This window comes from uncultured Empedobacter sp. (assembly GCF_937930195.1).
Taxonomy (GTDB): domain Bacteria; phylum Bacteroidota; class Bacteroidia; order Flavobacteriales; family Weeksellaceae; genus Empedobacter; species Empedobacter stercoris.
In genome coordinates, this window is record NZ_CALGVK010000095.1 from 1 (window position 1) to 24,843 (window position 24,843).

The following is a 24,843-nucleotide window of genomic DNA, read 5'->3' on the forward strand; positions in this document are numbered from 1 at the left end:
TGAATGCTTGTAAATCATTGATTCCTTCACCAACACCGATGTATTTTACTGGAATCTGGAATTGATCAGAAATACCAATCACCACTCCACCTTTTGCTGTTCCATCTAATTTTGTGACAGCTAAAGACGAAACTTCTGTTGCTTGTGTAAATTGTTTTGCTTGCTCAAACGCATTTTGACCTGTCGAACCATCTAACACCAACAAAACCTCGTGAGGAGCATCTGGAATAACCTTTTGCATCACGCGTTTTATTTTTGTTAACTCGTTCATCAAGTTGACTTTATTATGCAAACGCCCTGCTGTATCAATCAACACAACATCTGCATTTTGTGCAACTGCTGACTGAATGGTATCAAATGCAACCGAAGCAGGGTCTGAACCCATCGCTTGTTTTACAATTGGCACACCTGCACGCTCTGACCAAATCACTAACTGATCGACAGCTGCCGCACGAAACGTATCCGCCGCACCAAGTACTACTTTTAAGCCTTGTGATTTGAATTGAGAAGCCAATTTACCAATCGTCGTTGTTTTACCTACTCCGTTAACGCCGACTACCATAATTACATAGGGAACGTCTTTTTTAGGGATAGCAAAACCATTTGTATCTTCGATATTATTTTCAGAAAGTAAACCCGCAATTTCTTCGCGTAGAATCTTATCTAATTCGGAAGTCGAAACATATTTATCACGTTCTACTCGTTCTTCTATTCGACGAATAATTTTGATTGTTGTTTCTACTCCAACGTCAGAAGAAATTAAGACTTCTTCTAAGTCGTCTAAAACCTCATCGTCTACTTTTGATTTCCCAACAACAGCACGACTAATTTTATCAAACAAAGAAGTTTTAGATTTCTCTAAACCTTCATCTAATTTTTCTTTGCTTTCTTTACCTAATATCTTTTTGAACCAACTCATTAAAAGCTAAATTTCTTTAAAATTTTGTACGAAGATACATAAAATATAAGGAAATAAAAAAGCCGCCCAAAAGAGCAGCTCTATTAACCTTAATATTTTCTATTAAGCTAACAATTATTTTGCGAAGAACGCATCAGTATCGTCAGCGTTAACTACTTTTTCAACAAATACGTAAGCTCCAGATTTAGGAGATTTTACCATTTTGATTACTTTGGTCATTTTTTTAGACCCTGTTTGTAGGGTTGCTACTGTCTTTTTTGCCATCGTCTAAAATTTTATTATTTGATCTCCTTATGAACTGTATACTTTTTCAATACTGGGTTGTATTTTTTCAACTCAATACGATCTGGAGTATTCTTTTTGTTTTTAGTTGTGATATAACGAGACATTCCTGGCATACCACTTTCTTTATGCTCTGTACATTCTAAAATAACCTGTACTCTGTTTCCTTTTTTTGCCATGGTGTCTTAAATTATTTGATTAAACCTTCTTTACGTGCACGTCTAACAGCCTCATCAACTCCTAACTTGTTGATTGTTTTTAAACCGTGTGCAGAAACTTTTAAAGTAATCCACTCACCAGCTTCTGGCATAAAAAATTTCTTTTTGAACAAATTCACTTCAAAAGTGCGTTTTGTTTTATTATTAGCGTGAGAAACATTGTTTCCTACTAATCTTCTCTTACCTGTAATTTGACAAATGTTTGACATCTTATTTTGTATTGTCCTATTTTAAACGGAGTGCAAAGTAACAAATTAAATATTACTTATACAACTCTTTAGGTTATTAATTTTATATTTTCTTCTTATTTTGTTTGTATAACAACTTCTGCGCAAGTGTATAAGCTAAGATAATTCCCATTACCAATAGTGCTATTCTTGCGATGACGTCACCATACTTTGTATAAAACGTTAATTCACTATTCATTAAAATTGTACCATTTAAGGCACCCTGCTCTCCATATGGTAATGACTTCATTATATCTCCTCGCTGATTAACGAAAGCCGAAATACCTGAGTTTGCAGATCTAACAATAGCGCGTCTATTTTCAATAGCTCTCAAATTACCATATAATAGTAATTGACGATGACCATCGGTAGAGCCCCACCAAGAATCGTTGGTCATTGTGAATATAACATTAGCACCTTCTCTCACATATTCTGTTGTATAGTCTCCGTAAATAGATTCGTAACATATAACCGGAGCAACAGTAGCGGTGTTTGTATTATTCTTGAAAACAGAACGATGAGGTTGAACCCCCAACGTTTTTGTTGTGCCGCCAAAGTTAAGCATAAATTCTCCAATAATTGGCATTAAATAGTTACGATATGGAAAAATTTCTACTCCAGGCACTAATTTACTCTTATGATATACTTCGATCGAGTCGTTTCCTCCTATCTGTAAAGCCGAATTATAGGCATCATACCACGTTATTCCATCTTTCATAACTGATGCCGTTTCTGATGCTAAAGACGACATAGGATAAATTCGCATGATTGATGCACCTGTTACGAAATGTAAATCGTTCTTCGTACTTGTCCATTGTTGAATATCTTGTACAATTAAATCATCATACATATTGTCAAAAATAAGTGCAGAAGAACCTGGAACAGCTGTTTCTGGCGCAACAACAAATTGAGTTTTTGGTTGAATATTCTTCAGTGCCAATTGCTTCAATTCGTCATAAATCTGTAATCCATCTTTCATGTATTTTTCATTGTAAGGATCAAGATCTGGTTGAAGAATCAACACATCAAGCGCTTTTCCTTTTTCCTCGTAATTTGCATACATTATATAAGATAAACCAATTGGAACAGCAATTAATAATCCTGCATAAATACCTAATTTGTTTAAATATTTAATTTCTTTTTTATTGATGTAAGCTGTTAAATAATAGAACACAATAATATTTACGATCCATATCCAAAGTGCTCCACCAAAAGTTCCTGTGTATTCGTACCATTGTACCCATTCGTGATATTTTGCAAAACCATTTCCAAGGTTAAACCATGGCCAAGTCAATTCCCAATTCAATGTTAGTTTATCAAAACTCATCCAAATGGCTGGAAGAAAAACTAAGCCGTACAAATTTCCTGCTTTTGTTTTAACAACATGATACAGTTGAAAAACAATTGACATAAATAACGAATTCGCGAAAACTGGAATTAAATAAGCACTCCACGAATTTTGTAAATCTCCATTCGCATTGGTTTCTTGCGCATAATGCAACCACCAAATTACAATTGCATTCCAAATAAAAAAGGCTAAATATGAAAGTCCAAAAATCTTACGTCCTTTTTTCTTGAATTCTGCGCGCTGCGTTATTTGATGTTCTGCCAACATCAAGGGCACAAATCCTATAAATAACAACAATGGAAAACCATGTGACGGCCAGCCTGCTGTTAACAATAATCCTGATAAGATTGCGTATGCAATGTATTTTTTCATGTGACAAATTTATAATATCATCGTTCAATAACCGATGATATTTATTGGAATATTTTATGAATTAAGTTTTTCGAAGTACGATTTACGATTTACTAACTTCAATATAATAATTTGGATTAATCGTTACATCACTCGTTTTTGTAATTGTTGAATGATTAATCGTTTGCCAATTTGATGTTGGATTGATTGTAATGTCAGAATCTTTCAAACGCAAAGGCATTGCAAATCCACCCACCACATTCGTATATCTATATTCTACTTTGTTACCATTTTCTCTTAATTCTAACGTAGGAACTTTGACAGTTCTTAAATATTGATTGAAAAAAGCAGTCAAATTTAATCCAGAATATTTGGCAATATAATTTTCGATTTGTTCTGTTGTCACCGTTTGATGATAAAACTCTTTGTTCAAACCTCGTAATAGTTGTCTAAATTTTTCGTCATCATTCATCCAAGTTCTCAACGTATGAATCATATTTGCGCCTTTGTAGTACATGTCACCACTTCCTTCTTGATTGACACCATATACTCCGATTATTGGACTATCATTTTGGATTGCATTTCTTGTTCCACGTACATATTCGCTTCCTGCTTCTTTCCCATGAAATGTTTCTGTAAATAAGGTTTCAGAATAAGCTGTAAACGATTCATGAATCCACATATCTGCAACATCTTTCTCTGTTATATTATTTCCGAACCATTCGTGACCAGCTTCGTGAACGATAATAAAATCCCATTTTAGTCCCCAACCAGAACCTGATAAATCGCGCCCTAAATACCCATTCTCGAATTTATTTCCGTACGCAATTCCAGATTGATGTTCCATTCCCAAATGTGGAGTTTCTACAATCTTGAACGAATCTTCGTAAAAAGCATAAGGTCCAAACCAATGTTCAAAACTTTTTAACATCATTTTAGCTTGTTCGAACTGTGATTTAGCTTTATCAATGTTATAATCTAATACATAATAATCTAAATCCAATTGACCATTTTCGCCATTGTAAGTATCTTTAAAATTGACATAATTCCCTACGTATGGGACAATATTATAATTATTAATTGGGTTAACAACTTTCCAAGTAGAAGTCGTTTTTCCATTTTTTTCTTGCTTAGAAACTAATCGTCCATTTCCTACACCAACTAAATCATGAGGTGTGATAATTTCCAATTCCATTCCATTATCAGGCTCATCACCTAAATAATCTTTGTTCGGAAACCAAGCACTTGCACCCAAACCTTGTACAGCCACAGTCATCCAATCACGACCTTTTTTATCTTTTTCAAAAATCCAACCGCCATCCCATGGTGCTTTTTTTGCTACAATTGGATTTCCAGAATATTCTAATTCTAAATCATTCGAAGTATTCTTGATGTTTTTTCCGACATGAATAAAGTACACATTACCATCACGCTTAAAATCATAAATTTTCTTTCCATTCAATTTTACAGCCGAAACAATCATTGGTTCTTGTAAATCAATTTGAATTAAATCTGATTTCTGAGGCGCCGTTTTATCAAAAGTAATGGTTGTTTTTCCTTTGATAAATTTCGATTTAAAATCGGGTTCTACGCTTACTTTATAGTGTTTAACATCCCACCAATTTCTGAATTCGTTATTGGTTCCGCGAAGGGAATCTTGTCGTGTAAACTCTTTTTTGTGATTAAGAACTTGTGCATGTGTTGTCATCGATATCAAGCCAAGCAATAGTACTAATTTCTTCATAGTCATTTTTAAAACATATCAAAAATAAGATTATATATTTGATAAATAAGCGAAAAATCTATGATTACAGAAAAATTTACGGAAAGAATAAATTATCTAAAAAATAATCAATTAATAGTTGAAGCTTTGTACGAAATTTTGGATGAATTGAATTTAAACCATAGTGCTTTTACTGGTTTTAATTTTCGAGAAGAAATAGAACCGAAAGGATTGTTATTAACAGCGGAAGGAAACGAATCAACAGGAATAAGTATTCATGTTCCACGCAATATTTTAGATTTTGATTTGAGTTTAATCTCCAATTTATTGATGCACGAAATGATACATATATATCAACGTTCAGGTGATAATCAAATCGAATTGCGAGAAGAGCGCGAATGGCAAGCTTATACAGAAATGATTTTTCATAAACGGTTTCCAAACATTCCTACATTAAGTAATTTTTACATTAAACAATTTGGTGAAAAAGCATTGACGTATTACAACCGAATGCCAAATGATATGAAAGCGAAATATGCGGATGAAAAAACTGATTTAGAAAATATTTTGCAACTTATCAATAAAAAAGATTAGAGAGATCGTGCTAAAACTTGCGGTTTATAGTTTTGTGAACACTGACAATTTATCAACCTAAAACTGACGATTTATTCTGCTTCAACCCAATTTATTCTTCATAATCTGACAACATGACATTTGATTTTATCAGATGTCATTCTTTTTTATGTTGGCACAGAGATTGACTATTACGGATATAACTTCACTATCATGAAGTATAAAAACGTTTAAAATAAATTAATAATATAAAATATAACTAAACAATATGAGCAAAATAATCGGAATCGACTTAGGTACAACGAACTCTTGTGTTTCTGTAATGGAAGGAAGCGAGCCAGTTGTAATTCCAAATGCAGAAGGTAAAAGAACAACTCCATCTATCGTAGCATTCGTAGAAGGAGGTGAAATTAAAGTTGGTGATTCAGCAAAACGTCAAGCTGTAACAAACCCAAAGAAAACGATTTATTCTATTAAACGTTTCATGGGAACTAAATTTATCAATGATGCAAATGAAATCGGTCGTGTTCCTTATTCAGTTGTAAAAGGAAACAATGATACGCCAGCAGTTGACATTGATGGACGTAACTATACACCACAAGAAATCTCAGCAATGATTTTACAAAAAATGAAAAAAACTGCTGAAGATTATTTAGGACAAGAAGTATCAAGAGCGGTAATTACAGTTCCTGCTTATTTTAACGATGCACAACGTCAAGCAACTAAAGAAGCTGGTGAAATTGCAGGTCTTAAAGTAGAACGTATTATTAACGAGCCTACTGCAGCTGCATTAGCTTACGGATTAGACAAAGCAAACTCAGATAAAAAAATCGTTGTTTACGATTTAGGTGGTGGTACTTTTGACGTATCTATCCTAGAATTAGGAGACGGTGTATTCGAAGTATTATCTACAAATGGTGATACGCACTTAGGAGGTGATGATTTTGATGATGCTATCATCAATTGGTTAGCTTCTGAATTCCAAGCGAAAGAAGGTGTAGATTTGAAAAAAGATGCAATGGCTTTACAACGTTTACGTGAAGCTGCTGAAAAAGCAAAAATCGAATTATCTTCTTCTGCTCAAACAGAAATTAACTTACCTTACGTTACAGCAAACGAAACAGGACCAAAACACTTAGTAGAAACTTTAACTCGTTCTAAATTTGATCAGTTAACAGAAGATTTAGTTCGTCGTTCTATGGAGCCTTGTAAAAAAGCGCTATCTGATGCAGGTTTATCAATCTCAGATATCGACGAGGTTATTTTAGTTGGTGGATCTACTCGTATCCCAAGAATCCAAGAAGAAGTAGAAAAATTCTTTGGTAAAAAACCATCTAAAGGAGTTAATCCAGACGAGGTTGTTGCAATTGGTGCAGCTATCCAAGGAGGTGTATTAACAGGTGATGTAAAAGACGTATTATTATTAGACGTTACACCATTATCTTTAGGTATCGAAACTTTAGGAGGTGTTTTCACTAAATTAATTGAATCGAATACAACTATCCCAACTAAAAAATCTGAAGTTTTCTCAACTGCAGTTGACAATCAACCAGCAGTAACTTTAAGAATTGGTCAAGGAGAGCGTCCATTATTCAACGATAACAAAGAAATCGGACGTTTTGACTTAGTAGATATCCCACCAGCACAACGTGGTGTTCCTCAAATTGAAGTAACATTTGATATTGATGCGAATGGTATCTTAAGTGTTTCTGCAAAAGATAAAGGAACTGGAAAAGAGCAATCAATCAAAATTGAAGCTTCATCTGGATTATCTGATGCTGATATCGAAAGAATGAAAAAAGAAGCACAAGAGAATGCTGCTAAAGACGAAGAAGCAAAGCAAAAAATTGAAAAAGTAAATGCTGCTGATGCGTTAATTTTCCAAACAGAAAAACAATTGACTGAGTACGGAGATAAAATCCCTGCTGACAAAAAACAACCAATTGAAGAAGCTTTAACAGAAGTTAAATCTGCTCATGCTGCTCAAGACGTTGCTGCAATTGATGCTTCTATGGAAAAATTAAACACAGCTTGGAATGCTGCTTCACAAGAAATTTATGCTGCAATGAACGAAGGTCAACAAGGTGGTGCACAAGCTCAGCCTGGTGCTGATCAAGGTCAAGCAAAAAATGACGGTGTTGAAGACGTAGACTTCGAAGAAGTGAAATAATAGAATTTTCATCTATCATAATAGAAAAGCCTCGCAATGCGAGGCTTTTTTTGTCTATCAACAAATCTTATTTCGTTTTTTCTAATGCTTGTAGTATATCTTCGATAATATCTATTTTATCTTCTAATCCAACAGATAATCGTATCGAGCCTGGCATAATCCCTAACTCTGCACGTTCGGCATCTGATAATTTCGCATGAGTTGTTGTAGCCGGGTGTGTCGCTATCGATCTCGAATCTCCTAAATTTGAAGTATACAAAATCATTTTCAATGCATCTATAAATTTGAACGCACGTTCTTTTCCTCCTTTTACTTCAAAGGTTACAATTCCACCACCTCCTTTCATTTGTTTTTTCGCTAATTCATATTGCGGATGAGAGGGTAAAAAAGGGTATTTTACAGCTTCAATTTCAGGGTTACTTTCTAACGCCTCTGCCAAAGCCAAAGCATTTTCACAATGACGATCCATACGAAGAGGTAACGTTTCTAAACTTTTAGAAATTGTCCACGCATTAAAAGCAGACATTGCAGGACCAGTATGACGAATAAAAAACATCATTTCATTAATCAAATCTTGCTTTCCTATCACAACACCACCTAAAACTCGACCTTGTCCATCCATATATTTTGTTGCTGAATGAATAGATAAATCGAATCCAAACTCTAAAGGTTGTTGTAAATATGGTGTTGCAAAACAGTTGTCAATGGCAAAAATAACATGTGGATGTTTCTCTTTTATTTTTGCTAAAGCTTCTAAATCGAATAATTCCAAACCAGGATTAGAAGGCGATTCTAAAAAGACAATTTTGGTATTCGCTTGAATTGCTTTTTCCCAATCTTCGATATTTGGCGTTTCAACATAGGTATAGGTTACGCCCCAACGAGGAAATAGTTGTGTAATTAATTGATGTGTCGAACCAAAAATAGCACGACTTGACACAATATGATCACCACTTTTAATATAAGAAGCAAACGAAGCAAAAACAGCTGCCATCCCTGATGCGAACGCTAAACCAGCATCTGCTTTTTCTAACACACAAACGCGATTAATAAACTCTGTTGTATTTGGATTTGCATAACGCGAATAAACCATACCTTCCTCCTCTTCTACAAAAATAGCACGACCTTGTTCTGCACTATCAAAAATAAAACTTGAGGTTAAATATAATGGAACTGAATGCTCGCGAGTAGCAGATCTTGGCGCTTGCTCACGAATTATCTTAGACTGATCTTTTTTCATAAGATTCAAATTTAAAGATAGTTTTATTAAGCTAAAAGATTTTTATCAAGTTTTAAACCGAAATTATTTCTGTTTTTAATTTAATTTTCAATAAATAGATTCGATTCTAAAATCATTTATAGAAATATTTCAGAATTGATTTTAAATCCTTCAATTTCATCTTGATCAAAAATGATGAAACAGCAATATATTCTTAAAATATCATTCAGATTTAATCTTTACCTTTGTAACCTTATATCAATTTATGTCATTCGAAAATTTAGGATTATCACCATATCTCTCAAAAGCCATTACAATACTTGGATTTTTAAAACCTTTTGAAATTCAAACTGAGACTATTCCGTCTATTTTAAAAGGAAAAGATGTAATGGGAATTGCAAAAACAGGATCTGGAAAAACATTGTGTTTTGTTGCACCTTTGTTACAAAAAATTCAACATCAATCGTACGAAAAATCACGTTTTGTAAAAGCTCTAATTTTAGTTCCTACACGCGAATTAGCTGTTCAAATTGAACAAACATTTGCTGGTCTACAAACTGCTTTACGCCGCGAAGTACAAACACAGGCTGTATATGGTGGAACTTCGATTAATCCACAGATGAAGAATTTGTATGGAACAGAAATTTTGATAGCAACCCCTGGTCGTTTATTGGATTTAATGGATCATAATGCGTTATCGTTAGACCAATTGCAATATTTGGTAATTGATGAAGCGGACAAAATGTTTCAGATGGGGTTTGGAGATGAAATGAATAGAATCTTAAAAAGTGTTCCGAAAAAGAAACAATCGGTTCTTTTTTCAGCAACTTTAAATGATAAAATTGATGAAATCAAATCAACTTTAAATATCAATCCAATTGTTGTTGAAATTAAAAAGCAAGAAGTTGATTTAGAGCAAATAGAACAAGTAGCTTATAAAGTTGATGCCGAAACAAAAGGTCCTTTTTTACGCTATTTAATCAAATCTGAAAACTTAGAACAAGTGTTGATTTTTGTTTCTTCGACTCGTACAGCTGACAATTTGGTTGAAAAACTAAAAAAGAATAAAATTCCTGCAATGGCTGTTCACAGCAAAAAATCGCAAGGTGCGAGAATGGATAATTTAGAAGATTTTAAATTAGGAGATGTTCGCGTTTTGGTTGCCACAGATTTGATTGGACGCGGAATTCATATCGAAGGTTTACCAATTGTAATTAATTACGAATTACCTCGTTCACCTTTAGATTATGTACACCGAATTGGACGTACTGGTCGTGCAAATGCAAACGGAAAAGCAATTAGTTTAATCACCGAAGAAGATTTGCATCATTTCAAAATTATTCAGAAAAAAATGGGTAAGAAAGTAAACATACTTTCGACTGATGATGTGAGCTTACATGGATTTTAAATAAGTTTTAGGTTATGAGTAATAAGTTTTTCAAAACTCATTACTCATAATTTTTAATTAAAATTAAGTCCAAAGATATTGTCTAAACTCTATTAACTTCTTCAACATTTTATTATCTTCCTCGTATTGAAGATCTTCTAAATTATTGTTATCAAGCTTACGTTTATTCCACCAATTATATAAATTCTCGATTTCGTTTTTTGCATTTTTATGTTCATCATCAAATGTCCAATCTACATGCCCTGTAAACAAATTTTCTTTTTCAATACAATCGGATAGAATCTGAAAACAAGCATGTAAAATAACCATATCCTTATCTAACCATTCATCGTTTAATGTTTCTATTTTTAGAAGATTCGAAGGTTTCATTATTATCTTTTTCAAAACTCATTACTCATAACTTTTGGCTCACAACTTCTAAGTATGTGGTCCAAGCATATTTTTAGGATCAAGGATCTCATCTAATCGTTCTTTAGACAACAAACCATGATCTAAAACCAATTGATAGACACTTCCACCAGTTTCTAAAGCTTCTTTCGCTATTTTTGTACTTGCTTTATATCCAATATACGGATTTAGTGCTGTAACAATTCCAATACTATTTTGCACTTCATTTTTCAGATGTTCCGCATTTGCAGTAATTCCATCCACACATTCCACACGCAATGTATCCATTGCATTTGTAAGATATTGAATTGACTCCATAATCGAAAAACCTATAATTGGCTCCATTACATTTAATTGCAATTGACCAGCTTCTGCTGCCATTGTAATTGTCAAATCATTTCCAATCACTTTAAAACAAACCTGATTCACCACTTCTGGAATAACCGGATTTACTTTTCCTGGCATAATCGAAGATCCTGGCTGTTTTGGAGGTAGATTAATTTCGAATAAACCTGCTCTTGGCCCTGAAGTTAGTAATCGTAAATCATTACAAATTTTAGATAATTTTACACAAAGACGTTTTAAAGCAGAAGAATAATCTACAAAGGCACTCGTATCAGAAGTTGCTTCCACTAAATTATCTGCCAATATCACCTCTTCCTTCATGATTTCTGCAATCTTTGTTGTACACAATTGTGCATAACCTGGAACGGCGTTCAAACCAGTTCCGATTGCTGTTGCTCCCATATTAATGACCAATAAATCAGTAGTGATACGATCTAAATTCTGAACTTCCTTGTTTAATGTAGTTGCAAAACCTTCAAATTCTTGACCTAATGTCATCGGAACTGCATCTTGCAATTGTGTGCGTCCCATCTTAATGACTTGTTCAAATTCTTTGGCTTTTTTATTAAATGACTCTGCCAGTTTTGTTAATGCTTCAACCAATGGTTTATTCATGTTAAACAAAGCTAATTTCAACGCAGTAGGATAAGCGTCGTTTGTGGATTGTGATAAATTTACATGATCATTTGGTGAACAAAATTGATATTCTCCTTTTTGTTTTCCTAAATGTTCTAACGCAATATTTGCAATCACTTCGTTTGCATTCATATTCGTAGAAGTTCCAGCACCACCTTGAATCATGTCAATCGGAAATTGATCCGTATATTTTCCTGCAATCAGCTCGTTCGATGCAAAAGAAATCGCATCATATATATCTTTTGATAAAACTCCCAACTCATGATTAGCTTGCGCTGCACCTAATTTCACTACACCTAACGCTTTAATAAATTCAGGGTAATGTGCTAAATAGTTGTTCGAAATTTTAAAATTATTAATTGCACGTTGTGTTTGTACTCCATAATAAGCCGTTTCAGGAAGTTGTAACTCTCCTAATAAATCTGACTCAGTTCTCATACTTATTCTTATTAGATTGTTTTTTTTAAATTTAAATTAAAGGTAAGGATTATTGTAGGATAAATTCTAAACTCGAATTACTAAATACTTCAAAAAATATATATCTTTAAAAATATTAATACAAAAGAAATGAAAACAACTCGATATTATTCATTGGACGTTTTTCGTGGCGCTACGGTCGCTTTAATGATTTTAGTGAATAATCCTGGCACGTGGTCCTTTATGTTTGATCCCTTAGAACATGCACAATGGCACGGATGTACACCAACCGATTTGGTCTTTCCTTTCTTTTTATTTGCAGTAGGCAATGCAATGGCTTTTGTAATTCCACGATTCAAACAACAACCGCAAAGCGAATTCTGGAAAAAAGTCATTAAACGAAGTATCCTTATCTTTCTAATTGGACTTTTTATCAATTGGTTTCCGTTTTTTAAATGGGAGAATAACGAACTTATTTTTAAGGCCTGGAAAGATTCTGAAGAAAGTGGCGTTCGAATAATGGGTGTTTTACAACGAATCGCTATTGCCTATTTTTTTGCTTCTGTTATTGCTTTTTACTTTAAAGAAAAAATGGTTCTTTGGATTTCAGGTATCATCTTAGTTGGCTATTGGTTATTGACAAAATTTTTAGGCGGTATTGACCCTTATTCTATCGAAGGGTTAATCGGAACAAAAATCGATACCCATATTTTAGGTTTAGCACATATTTACAAAGGTGAATCGATTCCATTTGATCCAGAAGGTATTTACAGTACCATCAATGCGATTCCTCAAGTTTTATTGGGCTATTTAACTGGCATTTTCATCAATAAACAAGGTAATATGAAATGGTTAAATAAATCTTTACCCGAAACCAATCAACCCAATTTTAGATTAGTAGCAGGTTTATTTGTTTTAGGGGTAATTGCTTTGCTATTAGGTTATTTTTGGCAATTAGATTTTCCGTACAACAAAAAGATTTGGAGTAGCTCATACGTTATTCATACAACAGGATTGTCATTATTAACAATTGCAACAATGATTTGGTTCATCGAAATTTTGAACATCAAAAATGGTGTGATGAAATTCTTTGATGTATTCGGAAAAAATCCATTATTCATTTTTGCATTTAGTGGTTTATTTCCACGTTTATTAGGATTAATCCGAATCGAAAATGGATTTACCAATCAAGACGAAATCAAATACATTTCTCCTTTGACTTGGTTTTATGAAAACATTTGTGCGAAACTTCCTGGAATTCCAGAAATCGGATCGTTTGTTTATTCGCTTATCTTCTTAGCATTCTTTTGGGCTTTGGCTTATTGGTTAGATCAAAAGAAAATTTATGTTAAGGTGTAGTTACTATTTACGCACTATTTCAGTTAAAAATTATTCATTAAATACTATTTTTAGTAAATATTTCAATTAATCAACTCTCTTTTTTATCAAATAATTGCTTAAGTCTTAATAAAATACTTTTTATAAATATTTTTCAAAAAACTTGTAGTCTGAGTGGAAAAGATTATTTTTGCCTATTCGACAAGAAGAGTATGAAAAATATCCGTAATTTCTGTATTATCGCCCATATTGACCATGGTAAAAGTACCTTGGCCGATCGCCTATTACAAGTAACAGGAACGATTTCTGATCGTGAGTTACAAAACCAAACATTAGACGATATGGATTTGGAACGCGAACGTGGTATCACAATCAAATCACACGCTATCCAAATGGAATATGAAAAAGATGGTGAAAAATATATTTTAAATTTAATTGACACGCCTGGACACGTGGATTTCTCGTATGAGGTTTCTCGTTCGATTGCCGCTTGTGAAGGTGCTTTGTTAATTGTAGATGCTGCTCAAAGCATCCAAGCTCAAACCATTTCTAACTTATATTTAGCATTAGAAAATGATTTAGAGATTATTCCAGTTTTAAACAAAATCGATTTACCTTCTGCTAATCCAGAAGAGGTAACAGATGATATTGTAGACTTATTAGGTTGTGAACCTGAAGATGTATTGCGTTGTTCTGGAAAAACAGGTGAAGGAGTTTTAGAATTGTTGCATACAATTATAGAAAAAGTTCCTGCTCCTGTAGGAGATCCTGAAGCTCCGTTGCAAGCTTTAATCTTTGACTCTGTTTACAATCCTTTCCGTGGAATTGAAGCTTTTTATAAAGTTGTAAATGGAGAGATTAAAAAAGGGGATCAAGTCAAATTCATGGCAACCAATAAAAAATATGGTGCAGATGAAATTGGAACTTTAAAGTTAAATCAAGTAGAGAAAAAAGTAATTAAAACCGGAGATGTTGGTTACATTATTTCTGGGATTAAAGAAGCTGCCGAAGTAAAAGTTGGTGATACAATTACTTTAGTTGATAGACCTGCCGCTGAAGCTATTGATGGTTTCGAGGAAGTAAAACCGATGGTTTTCGCTGGAATTTATCCAGTAGACACAGAAGATTATGAAGATTTACGTGCTTCTATCGAGAAGTTGCGTTTAAATGATGCTTCCTTAACCTTTGAAGCAGAATCTTCTGCCGCTTTAGGGTTTGGTTTCCGTTGTGGTTTCTTAGGAATGCTACACTTAGAAATCATTCAAGAACGTTTAGAACGTGAATTTAACATGACAGTTATTACAACTGTTCCTAACGTTTCGTACGAAGCTTATTTAGAAAAAGATCCCGATAAAATGATTGCCGTTCATAATCCTTCTGAATTACCTGATCCTTCTGGATTAAATCGTGTGGAGGAACCTTACATTCGTGCAGCGATTATTACAAAATCTGAATTTGTTGGTCCTGTCATGAGTTTATGCATTGAGAAACGAGGCGAATTACAATCTCAAAATTATTTGACTCAACATCGAGTTGAAATGATTTTCAATATGCCTTTGGCTGAAGTTGTATTTGATTTCTATGATCGATTAAAATCAATTTCTAAAGGATATGCTTCTTTCGATTATGCTCCTTCTGGAATGAGAGCTTCAAAATTAGTTAAAGTGGATATCATGATTAACGGTGAAGTTGTAGATGCTTTATCTGCCTTAATTCACGTTGATAATGCTTACAACATTGGTAAAAAAATGTGTGAGAAATTACGCGAATTAATTCCTCGTCAACAGTTTGATATTCCAATTCAAGCAGCAATTGGTGCTAAAATTATTGCACGTGAAACCATTAAAGCTTTACGTAAAGACGTTACAGCAAAATGTTACGGAGGAGATATTTCTCGTAAACGTAAGTTATTAGAAAAACAAAAAGCTGGTAAGAAGAAAATGCGTCAAATTGGACGTGTAGAGGTTCCTCAATCTGCCTTCTTAGCTGTTTTAAAATTGAACGATTAAGATTAATTTTATATAATTTTTTATAAGCCACTCAAATGAGTGGCTTTTTTTGTAACAATTATTACAATCCAACTCATTAATATTTTAGAAATTTGTAATAAACTTTATAACATGATTTTACTTCAAATAAATTTTGATTTTCCTGTTGAATATATGGGAGAAAATTTAACTAACAATGCACAACCATTGGCTGAAAGCATTAATTTAGAAAAAGGGTTTATTTCTAAGATTTGGATCGAGAATAAAGAGACTGCTCGAAGTGGTGGAATTTATATTTTTGACACCTTAGAAAATGCAAAAAATTATGCTGAAATGCATTCTAAGCGAGTTGAACAAATGGGAGCCACAAATATTGTTTCAGAATATTTTGAAATTAACGAACCTCTCTCAACTTTAAATAAAGGAATTTAATTATCAAAGCTACTTAATAAAGTGGCTTTTTTTGTTTTAATTATTTCTCTTCTAATTTCTCCATTCCAAAATCGAAAATTTTAACATAAAGCATTTCGAAATGTAAGATTCTTTGACAAGCTCGGAATAACAGTAAAACAAATAAATTTCCTAACTTCGTTACCATTCAAATCATACACATGAAAAATATATTTTTATCAACAACTATTACCTTAGCTTCAATTTCTGCTTTTGGTCAAAATATTTCGAATCAAACTATAGATCAAGTCACAGAAAATGCCATGAAGACATTCAATGTTCCAGGAATTTCTGTTGCCGTAATTAAAGATGGAACAATTATTCATAGTAAAGGTTATGGTGTAAAATCAATCAAAACAGGAGAAAAATTACAATCGAATACAAATTTTGGAATCGCCTCTAATTCGAAAGCTTTTACAGCAGCGGCTTTAGCGATTTTAGTTGATGAAGGAAAAATGAATTGGGATGATAAAGTCATCAAACATATTCCCGAATTTAAAATGTATAATGAATATGTAACAAAAGAATTTACTATTCGTGATTTGTTAACACACCGAAGTGGTTTAGGCTTAGGTGCTGGCGATTTGATGGTATGGCCTGATGGACATAATTTCACACCAACCGATATTATCAACAATATTCAATATTTAAAACCTGTTTCAGATTTTCGTTCGAAATATGATTACGATAATCTTTTGTACATCATTGCTGGAGTTGTAGTAGAAAGAATTTCTGGACAATCTTGGACGGATTTTGTCACTCAACGATTAATCGAACCGATTGGTATGACAAATACAGCGGCTAATTTTCATCTGCTAAAAGATCAAAAAAATGTGATTGATCCACATGTGCCAATTGATGGTAAATTGCAAGTAATCGATCGTTATACCAATACGATTTTTGACGCAGCAGCAGGATTATATTCTAACGTTGATGATGTTGCAAAATGGTTACAATTTAATTTGAATAAAGGGAAAGTAAACGGAAAACAAATTATTTCTGAAAAACAAATGAAAGAAATGATTTCGCCTGTTACCTTGCAAAAAGTTGGAACTACTCCTCCATATAATTCATTGTTTAAAGCATATGGATTAGGTTGGCAATTGCAAGATTATAACGGAAAATTAGAAGTTTCGCACACTGGTGGTTTAGAAGGAATTGTAACGCAAACAATTTGGTATCCTCAAATCAATTTAGGAATTGTCGTTCTTACTAATCAACAAGCAGGTGTCGCATTTAACTCGGTTTCTAATACAATTAAAGATTTTTATTTAGGCAATCCCGAAAAAGATTGGGTTGCTTTCTACGATAATTTGATGAAATCTCGTGTGGCCGAAGCGGACGGAATAACAGATGAAGTTTGGAAAACAGTTGAAGCAAATCAGAAAAACAAAGCCCTTAAGGTTAATAAAAATGCATTCATCGGAACCTATAAAGATAATTGGTTTGGTGATGTTGAAATCTATGAGAAAAAAGGAAAATTAATTTTCGAATCGAAGCGTTCACCTCAATTAACCGGAGAAATATCATTTTATAAAGACAATACATATGCGGTAAAATGGTACAACAGATATTTCCATGCAGATGCTTTTGTTTTTGCTGAAATGAAAGATGGAAAAATGACAGGATTTACGATGAAAGCTATTTCACCAATGACAGATTTTAGTTACGATTTCCATGATTTAGATTTTACACGAAAATAAAAATTACCAATTCGAGTAATTCTTCAAAAAATTGTATCGAGAGCTTAGATGATTTTTCGTCTTAGTTCTCGATACAATTTTATATTTCTATCGAAATAAAAAATCACTCTAAATGATGTTAACTAAACATTTATGAAATTAAAAGGTTACGCATATGGATTAATTTCTTCCATATCTTACGGATTAATTCCGCTATTTATCCTACCTATAAAACAAGCAAATTTCCCAATAGACACCACTCTATTCTATCGATTCTTTTTCTCAGCGTTGATTGTTGGAGTTTATTTATTAATCAAAAAAAAATCATTCAAAATAAAATTGCAACAAATTCCTATATTGATCACTCTTGGGTTATTATACGGAATTTCTGCTGATGCTTTATTTTTAGGTTACGATTATTTATCTGCTGGTATTGCCTCTACTTTACTATTTGTATATCCACTAATCGTCGCCATTATTATGGCTGTATTCTTCAAAGAGAAACTCACTATTTCTGCTATCGTAGCCATTGCATTTGTTTTGGCTGGCGTCATTTTATTGAGTTTTAAAGATGGTAAATTCGAACTAAATCCAATTGGTTTAGGCATTGTTTTTATCAGTGCTTTAGGTTATGGACTTTACATTGTCACGGTCAACAAATCGAAAGCAAAAGAGATAAAAGGTTTTACACTTAGCTTTTATTCATTCCTATTTACAACGATATATTACGCTATAAAAATGATTATACAAAAAGAATCATTTGTTCTTCCTTCGTTAGAATTAACGTTTAACTTTTTTACGTTTGCCTTTGTTACAACTGTTATTTCGAGTATTGCTTTAATTTTTGCAATCAAAGAGATTGGTTCTACAGCAACATCTATTCTGGGCGCATCGGAGCCTGTAGTTGCAGTTGGAGTGAGTGTCTTGTTATTTGGCGAAAACTTTTCGTGGAGTTTAGGTTTAGGAATTTTTATGATTATTTTAGGCGTAACACTTAATGTTCTCGGAGATGCATATCAACAAAAAAGGCTAAAAACTTCTTTATAGAAATAAACCTGAAAAATTATACAACAAAAAAACTGTCTTCAACAAGACAGTTTTTTTGTTATGAAATAAATTTATTTTTTAATTATTTTTCTTGTTATCGTTTTTCCATCTTTCAGATTAATTTTCACAAAATAAACACCTGATTTCAAAGACGATGTATTCAATCCTTTTAATGATTGATTTGATTTTAAAACAACTTGACCAATTGTATTTGATACCTCAACACTTGAAATCTGCTCATGAAAATTCGCATCAAATGTTAAATAATCTTTGACTGGATTAGGATAAATTTTAAATTCTTTCCCTTCAATTTGATGAACGGCTAAGTCATCTGTACTAAACTTGAAATTATCGTAATAAGCATCACCTCCGTAATTATTATGCAACATTGTAAATCCATGAACATCTAATTTCGTAAAATTATCTCCAGTGTAAACTAATTGATCGTTCAAGTAATACTTGATTTCATTTTCTGTGACTTCAATTTTAAAATTATTCCATTTATTAATCGACCAACCTTCTGCCGCATCAGCGTAATCAAAACCATAATTGATATCCTTTGTAATGTACAAATATCCTCTGTTTTCCATACCTAAACCTGCAACAGGGTAAAATTCATCTGTATCTGGATTAATGGTATACAAATTAAATTCGAAATCGGCACCGTTTCGTTTTGTTACAAATACATCAAAAGAAATTGTAAAATTCTTATAATCGACAGGTTTTTCAAACGTTTTTGTCACACCCATTACAGGAAACCATTTAGGTCCAAAATCTGGTTGATCTCCATTTTTAAAAGAATAAATTCCGTCACTCGCTTGTTCATCAGAAACAAGTTGATTATTTAAAAGCTCTCCATTTCCTTCGGCAACTTCCCAACCATTTTGTGCATGAATACTTCCTAATTCATATCCTTCTTTCGCTTCAAATGAAGTATTGGTTTGTGCAAATGAAATTGTACTGGCTGTAAGTAATAAAATGTAAAATTTTTTCATATTATATTAATTAAAAGTTAACAAGATAATCATTTTATGAATTAAAATTTAATAAAACTGCGAATTAATTATCTTATAAAAAAAACTCCTCTCAAAATGGAGAGGAGTTTCGATTTGAAATACTATTTTTATTAATGTTGTTGCGCATCAATTACAGCAATGGTAACCATATTCACAATTTCGCGAACTGTACTATCTAATTGTAATAAATGAATTGGTTTTTTCATTCCGATTAAAATAGGACCAACTGCTTCTATTTTTCCAAGTTCTTGTAATAATTTATACGAAATATTCGCAGATTCAAGATTTGGAAAAACCAATGTATTGGCATACGTTCCTGCTAATTTAGAAAACGGAAAATTACTTTGTAACTTCTCTTTGTTCACGGCAAAATTTGCCTGAATATCGCCATCGACTAAAATATCTGGATGATTTTGATGTAAATAATTCACTGCATTTTGAACTTTAGAAGCTGTTTCTCCTTTGTTCGATCCAAAGTTAGAATACGACAATAATGCAATTTTCGGTTCAATTTTAAATTTCTTAATTGTTTCATTAAACTGCAACGTAATATTGACTAAATCTTCAGAAGTTGGATCTAAATTAACCGTTGTATCACCCAAAAAAATTGGACCTTTTTCGGTTAACATCATATACATACTCGCTACTTTCTGTCCTTGTTCGGCACCAATCAATTCTAAAGCTGGGCGAATGGCTTGCGAATAATTTTTGGTCATTCCAGAAATCATCGCATCTGCATACCCAAACTCAACCATACATGATCCAAAATAATTACGATCTCTCAATAACTTCTTCGCATCCGATTTAGAGACACCTTTTCGTTGGCGTTTATTGTAAATAAAATCTACAAATTGATTGTAACGATCCGAATCTTCTTCTGCATTTGTATCAACAATTTCCACATCTTCTAAATCCAACATATAATCTTTGATCATTTGTTGAATTTTATTTTTCTTTCCTAAAATAATTGGAATTGCAATTTTTTCTTCCTTTACAATTTGTGCCGCTCGTAGAATCTCGAAACGATCCCCTTCTGCAAAGACAACTCGTTTTGGATTTGATTTTGCTGTTTGTGTCAAATTGCGCATAATCGTACTTTCTTTTCCGATTCGCTTCATCAACGACAATTTATAGGCTTCGAAATCAGTTATCTCATTCTTTGCAACACCAGTTTCTATGGCAGCTTTTGCAACTGCAGCCGAAACTTCTGGCAACAAACGCGGATCGTTTGGTTTTGGGATAATGTAATCTTTTCCAAATTTGATTGAATGATTATTATACGCTTGCGTCACAACTTCAGGAACTGGTTCTTTTGCCAATTCTGCAATCGCACGAACAGCCGCAATTTTCATTTCCTCGTTAATCGTTGTCGAACGAACATCTAACGCTCCTCTAAAAATGTATGGAAAACCTAAAACGTTATTCACCTGATTAGGATAATCTGAACGACCTGTTCCCATAATAATATCTTGTCGAGTAGAAATTGCCAAATCGTACGCAATTTCTGGATTTGGATTTGCCATTGCCAACACAATTGGATTTTCGGCCATTGTATTCAATATTTCAGCAGATAAAACATCTGCAGCGGATAAACCGATGAAAACATCAGCATCTTTTACTGCATCTGCCAACGTAGAAATATCACGATCTGTTGCCCATTCAGCTTTCGAAGCGTCAAGATTATCACGGTCAGAACGGATTACTCCTTTACTGTCTAACATCACAATATTCTCCTTTTTTGCACCAACAGAAATGTACATTGCTGTACAAGAAATTGCGGCTGCTCCTGCTCCGTTTACAACAATTTTAACTTTAGAAATATCTTTTCCTTGTAATTCACAAGCATTGATTAATGCTGCACCAGAAATAATGGCTGTTCCATGTTGATCATCGTGCATTACAGGAATATTCATTTCAGCTTTTAATCGCTTTTCGATTTCGAAACATTCTGGCGCTTTAATATCTTCAAGATTAATTCCTCCAAAAGTTGGCTCTAAAGCTTTTACAGTATTGATAAATTCATCGACATTCTTCGTATCTAATTCGATATCAAAAACATCAATATCCGCAAAAATCTTAAACAAAAGACCTTTTCCTTCCATCACAGGTTTCGAAGCGACTGCACCTATATCTCCTAAACCTAAAACGGCTGTTCCGTTACTAATGACAGCAACCAAATTTCCTTTTGCCGTATATTTATAGGCATTTTCTGGATCTTTTTCAATCTCTAAACATGGTTCTGCAACACCTGGCGAATAGGCAAGCGATAAATCGCGCTGTGTGTTCGTAGGTTTTGTTGGCACTACCGCAATCTTTCCGGGTTGACCCATCGAATGGTAATTCAATGCATCTTTCTTTCGATTGTCATTCATTTCTTTGTGGTATATATTTTTTCAAAATAAATTTAGGTAAAAATAAACTAATAAAAGTATGACAAATCATATAGTTTGATGATTTTTCTATTTAAATATTATCAACTTAAACAAGTTAATGATGATAAATTATTGAGTTGATAAATTTTAGTGTTAAAAATTAAATCGTGTTGTAAACATTACTTGAGTTGGTCTCAATTTATATAGAAATCGTTGTTCGAAATTAGATGAAAAGCTATTTTGAGAGAAATATTTTTCATTAAAAAGGTTATAAGCAGACAATTCAAAATCTATTTTTTTCTTTTTTAATGAATAACGGTACATCAAATCTCCGAAAGTTGAATTAGGATTTAATCTTGTATCATCATTGACATACAAATCAAAATTAAACTTTACATAATGTTGATCTGCTGGAAAAAAATGTAATCCTATTTGGTGAATTTGATTAGTTATTGATCGAGATTTTGATTCTTCTGAAAACTTATTTTTATAATTGGTTACACCATATTTATACTCAAACGTCATCCAACTTAATAATCTGAAAGAAGCATCAAAATTTGAAGTTAAAATAGTGTTGTCAATTTCTACTAAATCATTATTCAACAATTGATCATAAGTCGTAAAATTATAACCTCCAGCTAAATTAAAAGTCGTTTTGATTTTAGAGAAATATTGACTTATTTTAGCATTAACAGAATGTGTTTGTTGATGATTTTTTTGATTGATAACATCTAAAATGGTACTTGCGTCTGAATTGTATTTGTAATTATACAACAAGTTGTTTTCGTTCCAACTATATGAATATCCAAAGTTAAAAAACCTTGATTTAATTGGATTTTTATATTCAAAACGTAAAGACGAATTCCATTTTTTTACTTCATTGAAATTTCCATCATTTTGTTGAATAGAATTGTATCGATACAAAATAAATCCTTCGTGTAATCGTGTTAAACTACCCAAATCATTGCTAAAATTATGCGAAGTTGAAACTTTCCAGAATTTTGAAAATTCTAATCCTATGTTAAATTTTGGTTCGATGTAAAAACGATTGTACGAATTTTTAGTTCCAAAAGAATTATTCTCTAAATTATACCACTGAAACGAAATTCCAAAAGACAAACTAAGTCGATTTTTTTTGTACGAAAATCTATTTTCTACATAAGGATTAAAGGTTGACCAATGTGTATTGTTAGTAAAAGTGGAATTTGTAAGTTGTTCATCAGCTAACAAATCACTTTTCATTGTATGATTGGTATATTTAATTCCAATTTTTGATTGTAGCGTTAAAGCCTTTATTCCTTTTGAAAATTCAGCGAAATTATTTGTCGAAAATTTCTCAAAATTAATTTGTTGAAATGCATTTTGATAATCAGTCCCGTTGTTAATAAAATCAGTAAAAACTCCCGGAGAAACGCTTAAATTTTCATTGTAATTTTTATAAGCTAACGTAGACTTTAAAGTAATCAATTGTTTACCAATCTTACGAATGGTTCTAAATTGATTTGAAAATTCTCGATTAGGTTGAGTTAATTTTTGTTGTATAAAATTATTATTTTGATTGAGATTTCCTCTCGAGCTATTCCAATCACCTTTAAACTCTAAGACATTTTCAAGATAATTTTTCGAACTATTTTGAGATAATGTAGCTTTAAGATTAAGACTTTCTATTTGCAAATAATTTTGTTTGATTTCGTTGAGAAATATATCTCCTGTTGGTAAAAAATATTGTGTGTTTGTTTCTCCGAATCGCTTTTGAAAATCGTTGTGATAAGACAAATTAATACGTAAATCTAACTCTTTTTTTAACTTGAAAAGATGGTTCCAAGAGCCAATATTTATAGCATTATCCAACCAACGTTCGCTATCAAAATTGGGTGTTTGTACTCCAGCAATAGATAACCAACTTTCATTAGAAAACTTTTCAGATTCATTTAAAAAATCTTCTAAACTTAATGTTCTTAATTGTCGAGAAACATCATTTCCACGATTATTTCCTTGATAAGAACCAATCATTTGTTGCTTTTTTGTGAACAACATAGGCGTAATATTCGCTTGATACAACATAGGCGAAGCGCCAAGACCAACTTCTGCTTTACCAGAATAGGTAATTTTGCTTTTTAGTTTGATATTTAATGCAGCTTTAGAGCTATAAACCAAACTGTCTAAAATCTTGATGGGCTGATGATTCTCCAAAATTTGAACTTTATCAACCGCTTCAGCCGATAAGTTTTCGTTTGCTAAGGCATATTTTCCACCCAACAAATCCATTCCTTCGATATAATATTTATTAATTGGTTCGCCTTGATACAAAATTCGTCCAGAATTTTCAATCTCTATTCCAGGCATTTTTTTTATCACATCTGCAATAGATCGATCTTGGATATCTTTAAAGTTACTGACATCATACGCAATTGTATCGCCTTTTTTTCGAATTGGTGATTGTTTTAGTTTAACTTCTTTTAGCTCGATTGCTTTTTCTTGTAAAGTGAAATCAAAATTTGTAGAGGATTCGTTGACCAAATCAGATATAAAAGCATAATTCATCGCACGAACTTTTATTTCATACATTTCGTGCGATGGATGATCTATTTTGATAGAATATTTACCATCAGATTTTGTGATAAAATATGCTAATGTTTCATCTGAAATGCTTGGCGAAATAGTAACATTAGCACCAGAAACAGGTTTCCCCTCTTCATTTTTTACAACGCCAGAAATGGTAAGTTG

20 protein-coding genes are annotated in these 24,843 nt (G+C 32.6%); 8 read left to right on the plus strand and 12 right to left on the minus strand.

Annotated features, from left to right (window positions below):
• The 6 genes from ftsY to Q0616_RS06045 form a co-directional block, all read right to left on the minus strand.
• A partial coding sequence (ftsY, locus tag Q0616_RS06020) for a signal recognition particle-docking protein FtsY (RefSeq protein ID WP_298775808.1) occupies positions 1–919 on the minus strand: 919 nt, incomplete at its 3' end.
• A gap of 114 nt (positions 920–1,033) precedes the next feature.
• Entirely contained in the window at positions 1,034–1,183 is a 150-nt protein-coding gene (locus Q0616_RS06025) for a DUF4295 family protein (RefSeq protein WP_171623532.1), read from the minus strand.
• Positions 1,184–1,197: 14 nt separating this feature from the next.
• Positions 1,198–1,380, minus strand: a complete 183-nt coding sequence (rpmG, locus tag Q0616_RS06030; RefSeq protein ID WP_171623531.1) for a 50S ribosomal protein L33 — start codon at positions 1,378–1,380, stop codon at positions 1,198–1,200.
• Between the two features lie 11 nt (positions 1,381–1,391).
• A complete protein-coding gene (gene rpmB / locus Q0616_RS06035; protein WP_171623530.1) occupies positions 1,392–1,628 on the minus strand; it encodes a 50S ribosomal protein L28 in 237 nt (78 codons plus the stop codon).
• An 82-nt stretch (positions 1,629–1,710) separates the two neighbouring features.
• Entirely contained in the window at positions 1,711–3,366 is a 1,656-nt protein-coding gene (gene lnt / locus Q0616_RS06040; RefSeq protein ID WP_171623529.1) for an apolipoprotein N-acyltransferase, read from the minus strand.
• A gap of 82 nt (positions 3,367–3,448) precedes the next feature.
• Positions 3,449–5,089 (minus strand): M1 family metallopeptidase, encoded by a 1,641-nt coding sequence (locus tag Q0616_RS06045; RefSeq protein ID WP_298775811.1) that lies wholly within the window; start codon positions 5,087–5,089, stop codon positions 3,449–3,451.
• Positions 5,090–5,149: 60 nt separating this feature from the next.
• Here Q0616_RS06045 and Q0616_RS06050 point away from each other — a divergent pair, with 60 nt between their 5' ends.
• Both Q0616_RS06050 and dnaK read left to right on the plus strand, forming a co-directional pair.
• Positions 5,150–5,662, plus strand: a complete 513-nt coding sequence (locus Q0616_RS06050; protein WP_260544433.1) for a hypothetical protein — start codon at positions 5,150–5,152, stop codon at positions 5,660–5,662.
• 247 nt (positions 5,663–5,909) lie between these two features.
• A complete protein-coding gene (gene dnaK / locus Q0616_RS06055; RefSeq protein WP_298775813.1) occupies positions 5,910–7,811 on the plus strand; it encodes a molecular chaperone DnaK in 1,902 nt (633 codons plus the stop codon).
• 67 nt (positions 7,812–7,878) lie between these two features.
• Here dnaK and Q0616_RS06060 read toward each other — a convergent pair whose 3' ends face one another.
• The gene (locus Q0616_RS06060) at positions 7,879–9,051 is read right to left on the minus strand and encodes an aminotransferase class I/II-fold pyridoxal phosphate-dependent enzyme (protein WP_260544437.1); all 1,173 of its coding nucleotides are present in this window, start codon (positions 9,049–9,051) and stop codon (positions 7,879–7,881) included.
• Between the two features lie 244 nt (positions 9,052–9,295).
• Between Q0616_RS06060 and Q0616_RS06065 the strand changes: the two genes are divergently transcribed.
• Positions 9,296–10,438: a DEAD/DEAH box helicase gene (locus tag Q0616_RS06065; RefSeq protein ID WP_298775818.1), complete on the plus strand. Its 1,143-nt coding sequence runs from the start codon at positions 9,296–9,298 to the stop codon at positions 10,436–10,438.
• A 63-nt stretch (positions 10,439–10,501) separates the two neighbouring features.
• Here Q0616_RS06065 and Q0616_RS06070 read toward each other — a convergent pair whose 3' ends face one another.
• Together Q0616_RS06070 and aspA are read right to left on the minus strand one after the other, a co-directional pair.
• On the minus strand, positions 10,502–10,807 hold the full coding sequence (locus Q0616_RS06070) for a hypothetical protein (protein WP_260544441.1): 306 nt from the start codon (positions 10,805–10,807) through the stop codon (positions 10,502–10,504).
• Between the two features lie 48 nt (positions 10,808–10,855).
• Positions 10,856–12,244, minus strand: coding sequence for an aspartate ammonia-lyase (aspA, locus tag Q0616_RS06075; RefSeq protein ID WP_260544443.1), 1,389 nt, complete (start codon positions 12,242–12,244; stop codon positions 10,856–10,858).
• A gap of 129 nt (positions 12,245–12,373) precedes the next feature.
• On the opposite strand from aspA, the gene Q0616_RS06080 reads away from it, so the two are divergent.
• The 5 genes from Q0616_RS06080 to Q0616_RS06100 all read left to right on the plus strand — a co-directional run bounded on the left by Q0616_RS06080 (position 12,374) and on the right by Q0616_RS06100 (position 18,728).
• Positions 12,374–13,582, plus strand: coding sequence for a DUF5009 domain-containing protein (locus Q0616_RS06080; RefSeq protein WP_298775820.1), 1,209 nt, complete (start codon positions 12,374–12,376; stop codon positions 13,580–13,582).
• A 191-nt stretch (positions 13,583–13,773) separates the two neighbouring features.
• Positions 13,774–15,570, plus strand: a complete 1,797-nt coding sequence (gene lepA / locus Q0616_RS06085; protein WP_171623521.1) for a translation elongation factor 4 — start codon at positions 13,774–13,776, stop codon at positions 15,568–15,570.
• 111 nt (positions 15,571–15,681) lie between these two features.
• Entirely contained in the window at positions 15,682–15,981 is a 300-nt protein-coding gene (locus Q0616_RS06090; protein WP_225541321.1) for a monooxygenase, read from the plus strand.
• A 179-nt stretch (positions 15,982–16,160) separates the two neighbouring features.
• Entirely contained in the window at positions 16,161–17,702 is a 1,542-nt protein-coding gene (locus Q0616_RS06095; protein WP_298775822.1) for a serine hydrolase, read from the plus strand.
• A gap of 132 nt (positions 17,703–17,834) precedes the next feature.
• On the plus strand, positions 17,835–18,728 hold the full coding sequence (locus tag Q0616_RS06100) for a DMT family transporter (protein ID WP_298775824.1): 894 nt from the start codon (positions 17,835–17,837) through the stop codon (positions 18,726–18,728).
• 71 nt (positions 18,729–18,799) lie between these two features.
• On the opposite strand, the gene Q0616_RS06105 is transcribed toward Q0616_RS06100, so the two are convergent.
• The 3 genes from Q0616_RS06105 to Q0616_RS06115 form a co-directional block, all read right to left on the minus strand.
• A complete protein-coding gene (locus Q0616_RS06105; RefSeq protein WP_260544453.1) occupies positions 18,800–19,723 on the minus strand; it encodes a T9SS type A sorting domain-containing protein in 924 nt (307 codons plus the stop codon).
• A gap of 131 nt (positions 19,724–19,854) precedes the next feature.
• Complete coding sequence (locus Q0616_RS06110) at positions 19,855–22,116, minus strand: NADP-dependent malic enzyme (protein ID WP_284584150.1); 2,262 nt, start codon at positions 22,114–22,116, stop codon at positions 19,855–19,857.
• A 153-nt stretch (positions 22,117–22,269) separates the two neighbouring features.
• A partial coding sequence (locus Q0616_RS06115; protein WP_298775831.1) for a carboxypeptidase regulatory-like domain-containing protein occupies positions 22,270–24,843 on the minus strand: 2,574 nt, incomplete at its 5' end.

Bases quoted from the DNA above. Each gene is read 5' to 3' on its own strand.
- Q0616_RS06090 (WP_225541321.1), top strand. From the start codon at position 15,682: ATGATTTTACTTCAAATAAATTTTGATTTTCCTGTTGAATATATGGGA.
- Q0616_RS06100 (WP_298775824.1), top strand. From the start codon at position 17,835: ATGAAATTAAAAGGTTACGCATATGGATTAATTTCTTCCATATCTTAC.
- Q0616_RS06065 (WP_298775818.1), top strand. From the start codon at position 9,296: ATGTCATTCGAAAATTTAGGATTATCACCATATCTCTCAAAAGCCATT.
- Q0616_RS06105 (WP_260544453.1), bottom strand. From the start codon at position 19,723: ATGAAAAAATTTTACATTTTATTACTTACAGCCAGTACAATTTCATTT.
- rpmG (WP_171623531.1), bottom strand. From the start codon at position 1,380: ATGGCAAAAAAAGGAAACAGAGTACAGGTTATTTTAGAATGTACAGAG.
- Q0616_RS06095 (WP_298775822.1), top strand. From the start codon at position 16,161: ATGAAAAATATATTTTTATCAACAACTATTACCTTAGCTTCAATTTCT.
- Q0616_RS06045 (WP_298775811.1), bottom strand. From the start codon at position 5,089: ATGAAGAAATTAGTACTATTGCTTGGCTTGATATCGATGACAACACAT.
- lnt (WP_171623529.1), bottom strand. From the start codon at position 3,366: ATGAAAAAATACATTGCATACGCAATCTTATCAGGATTATTGTTAACA.
- Q0616_RS06060 (WP_260544437.1), bottom strand. From the start codon at position 9,051: ATGAAAAAAGATCAGTCTAAGATAATTCGTGAGCAAGCGCCAAGATCT.
- Q0616_RS06050 (WP_260544433.1), top strand. From the start codon at position 5,150: ATGATTACAGAAAAATTTACGGAAAGAATAAATTATCTAAAAAATAAT.
- Q0616_RS06025 (WP_171623532.1), bottom strand. From the start codon at position 1,183: ATGGCAAAAAAGACAGTAGCAACCCTACAAACAGGGTCTAAAAAAATG.
- lepA (WP_171623521.1), top strand. From the start codon at position 13,774: ATGAAAAATATCCGTAATTTCTGTATTATCGCCCATATTGACCATGGT.
- Q0616_RS06070 (WP_260544441.1), bottom strand. From the start codon at position 10,807: ATGAAACCTTCGAATCTTCTAAAAATAGAAACATTAAACGATGAATGG.
- Q0616_RS06080 (WP_298775820.1), top strand. From the start codon at position 12,374: ATGAAAACAACTCGATATTATTCATTGGACGTTTTTCGTGGCGCTACG.
- aspA (WP_260544443.1), bottom strand. From the start codon at position 12,244: ATGAGAACTGAGTCAGATTTATTAGGAGAGTTACAACTTCCTGAAACG.
- dnaK (WP_298775813.1), top strand. From the start codon at position 5,910: ATGAGCAAAATAATCGGAATCGACTTAGGTACAACGAACTCTTGTGTT.
- Q0616_RS06110 (WP_284584150.1), bottom strand. From the start codon at position 22,116: ATGAATGACAATCGAAAGAAAGATGCATTGAATTACCATTCGATGGGT.
- rpmB (WP_171623530.1), bottom strand. From the start codon at position 1,628: ATGTCAAACATTTGTCAAATTACAGGTAAGAGAAGATTAGTAGGAAAC.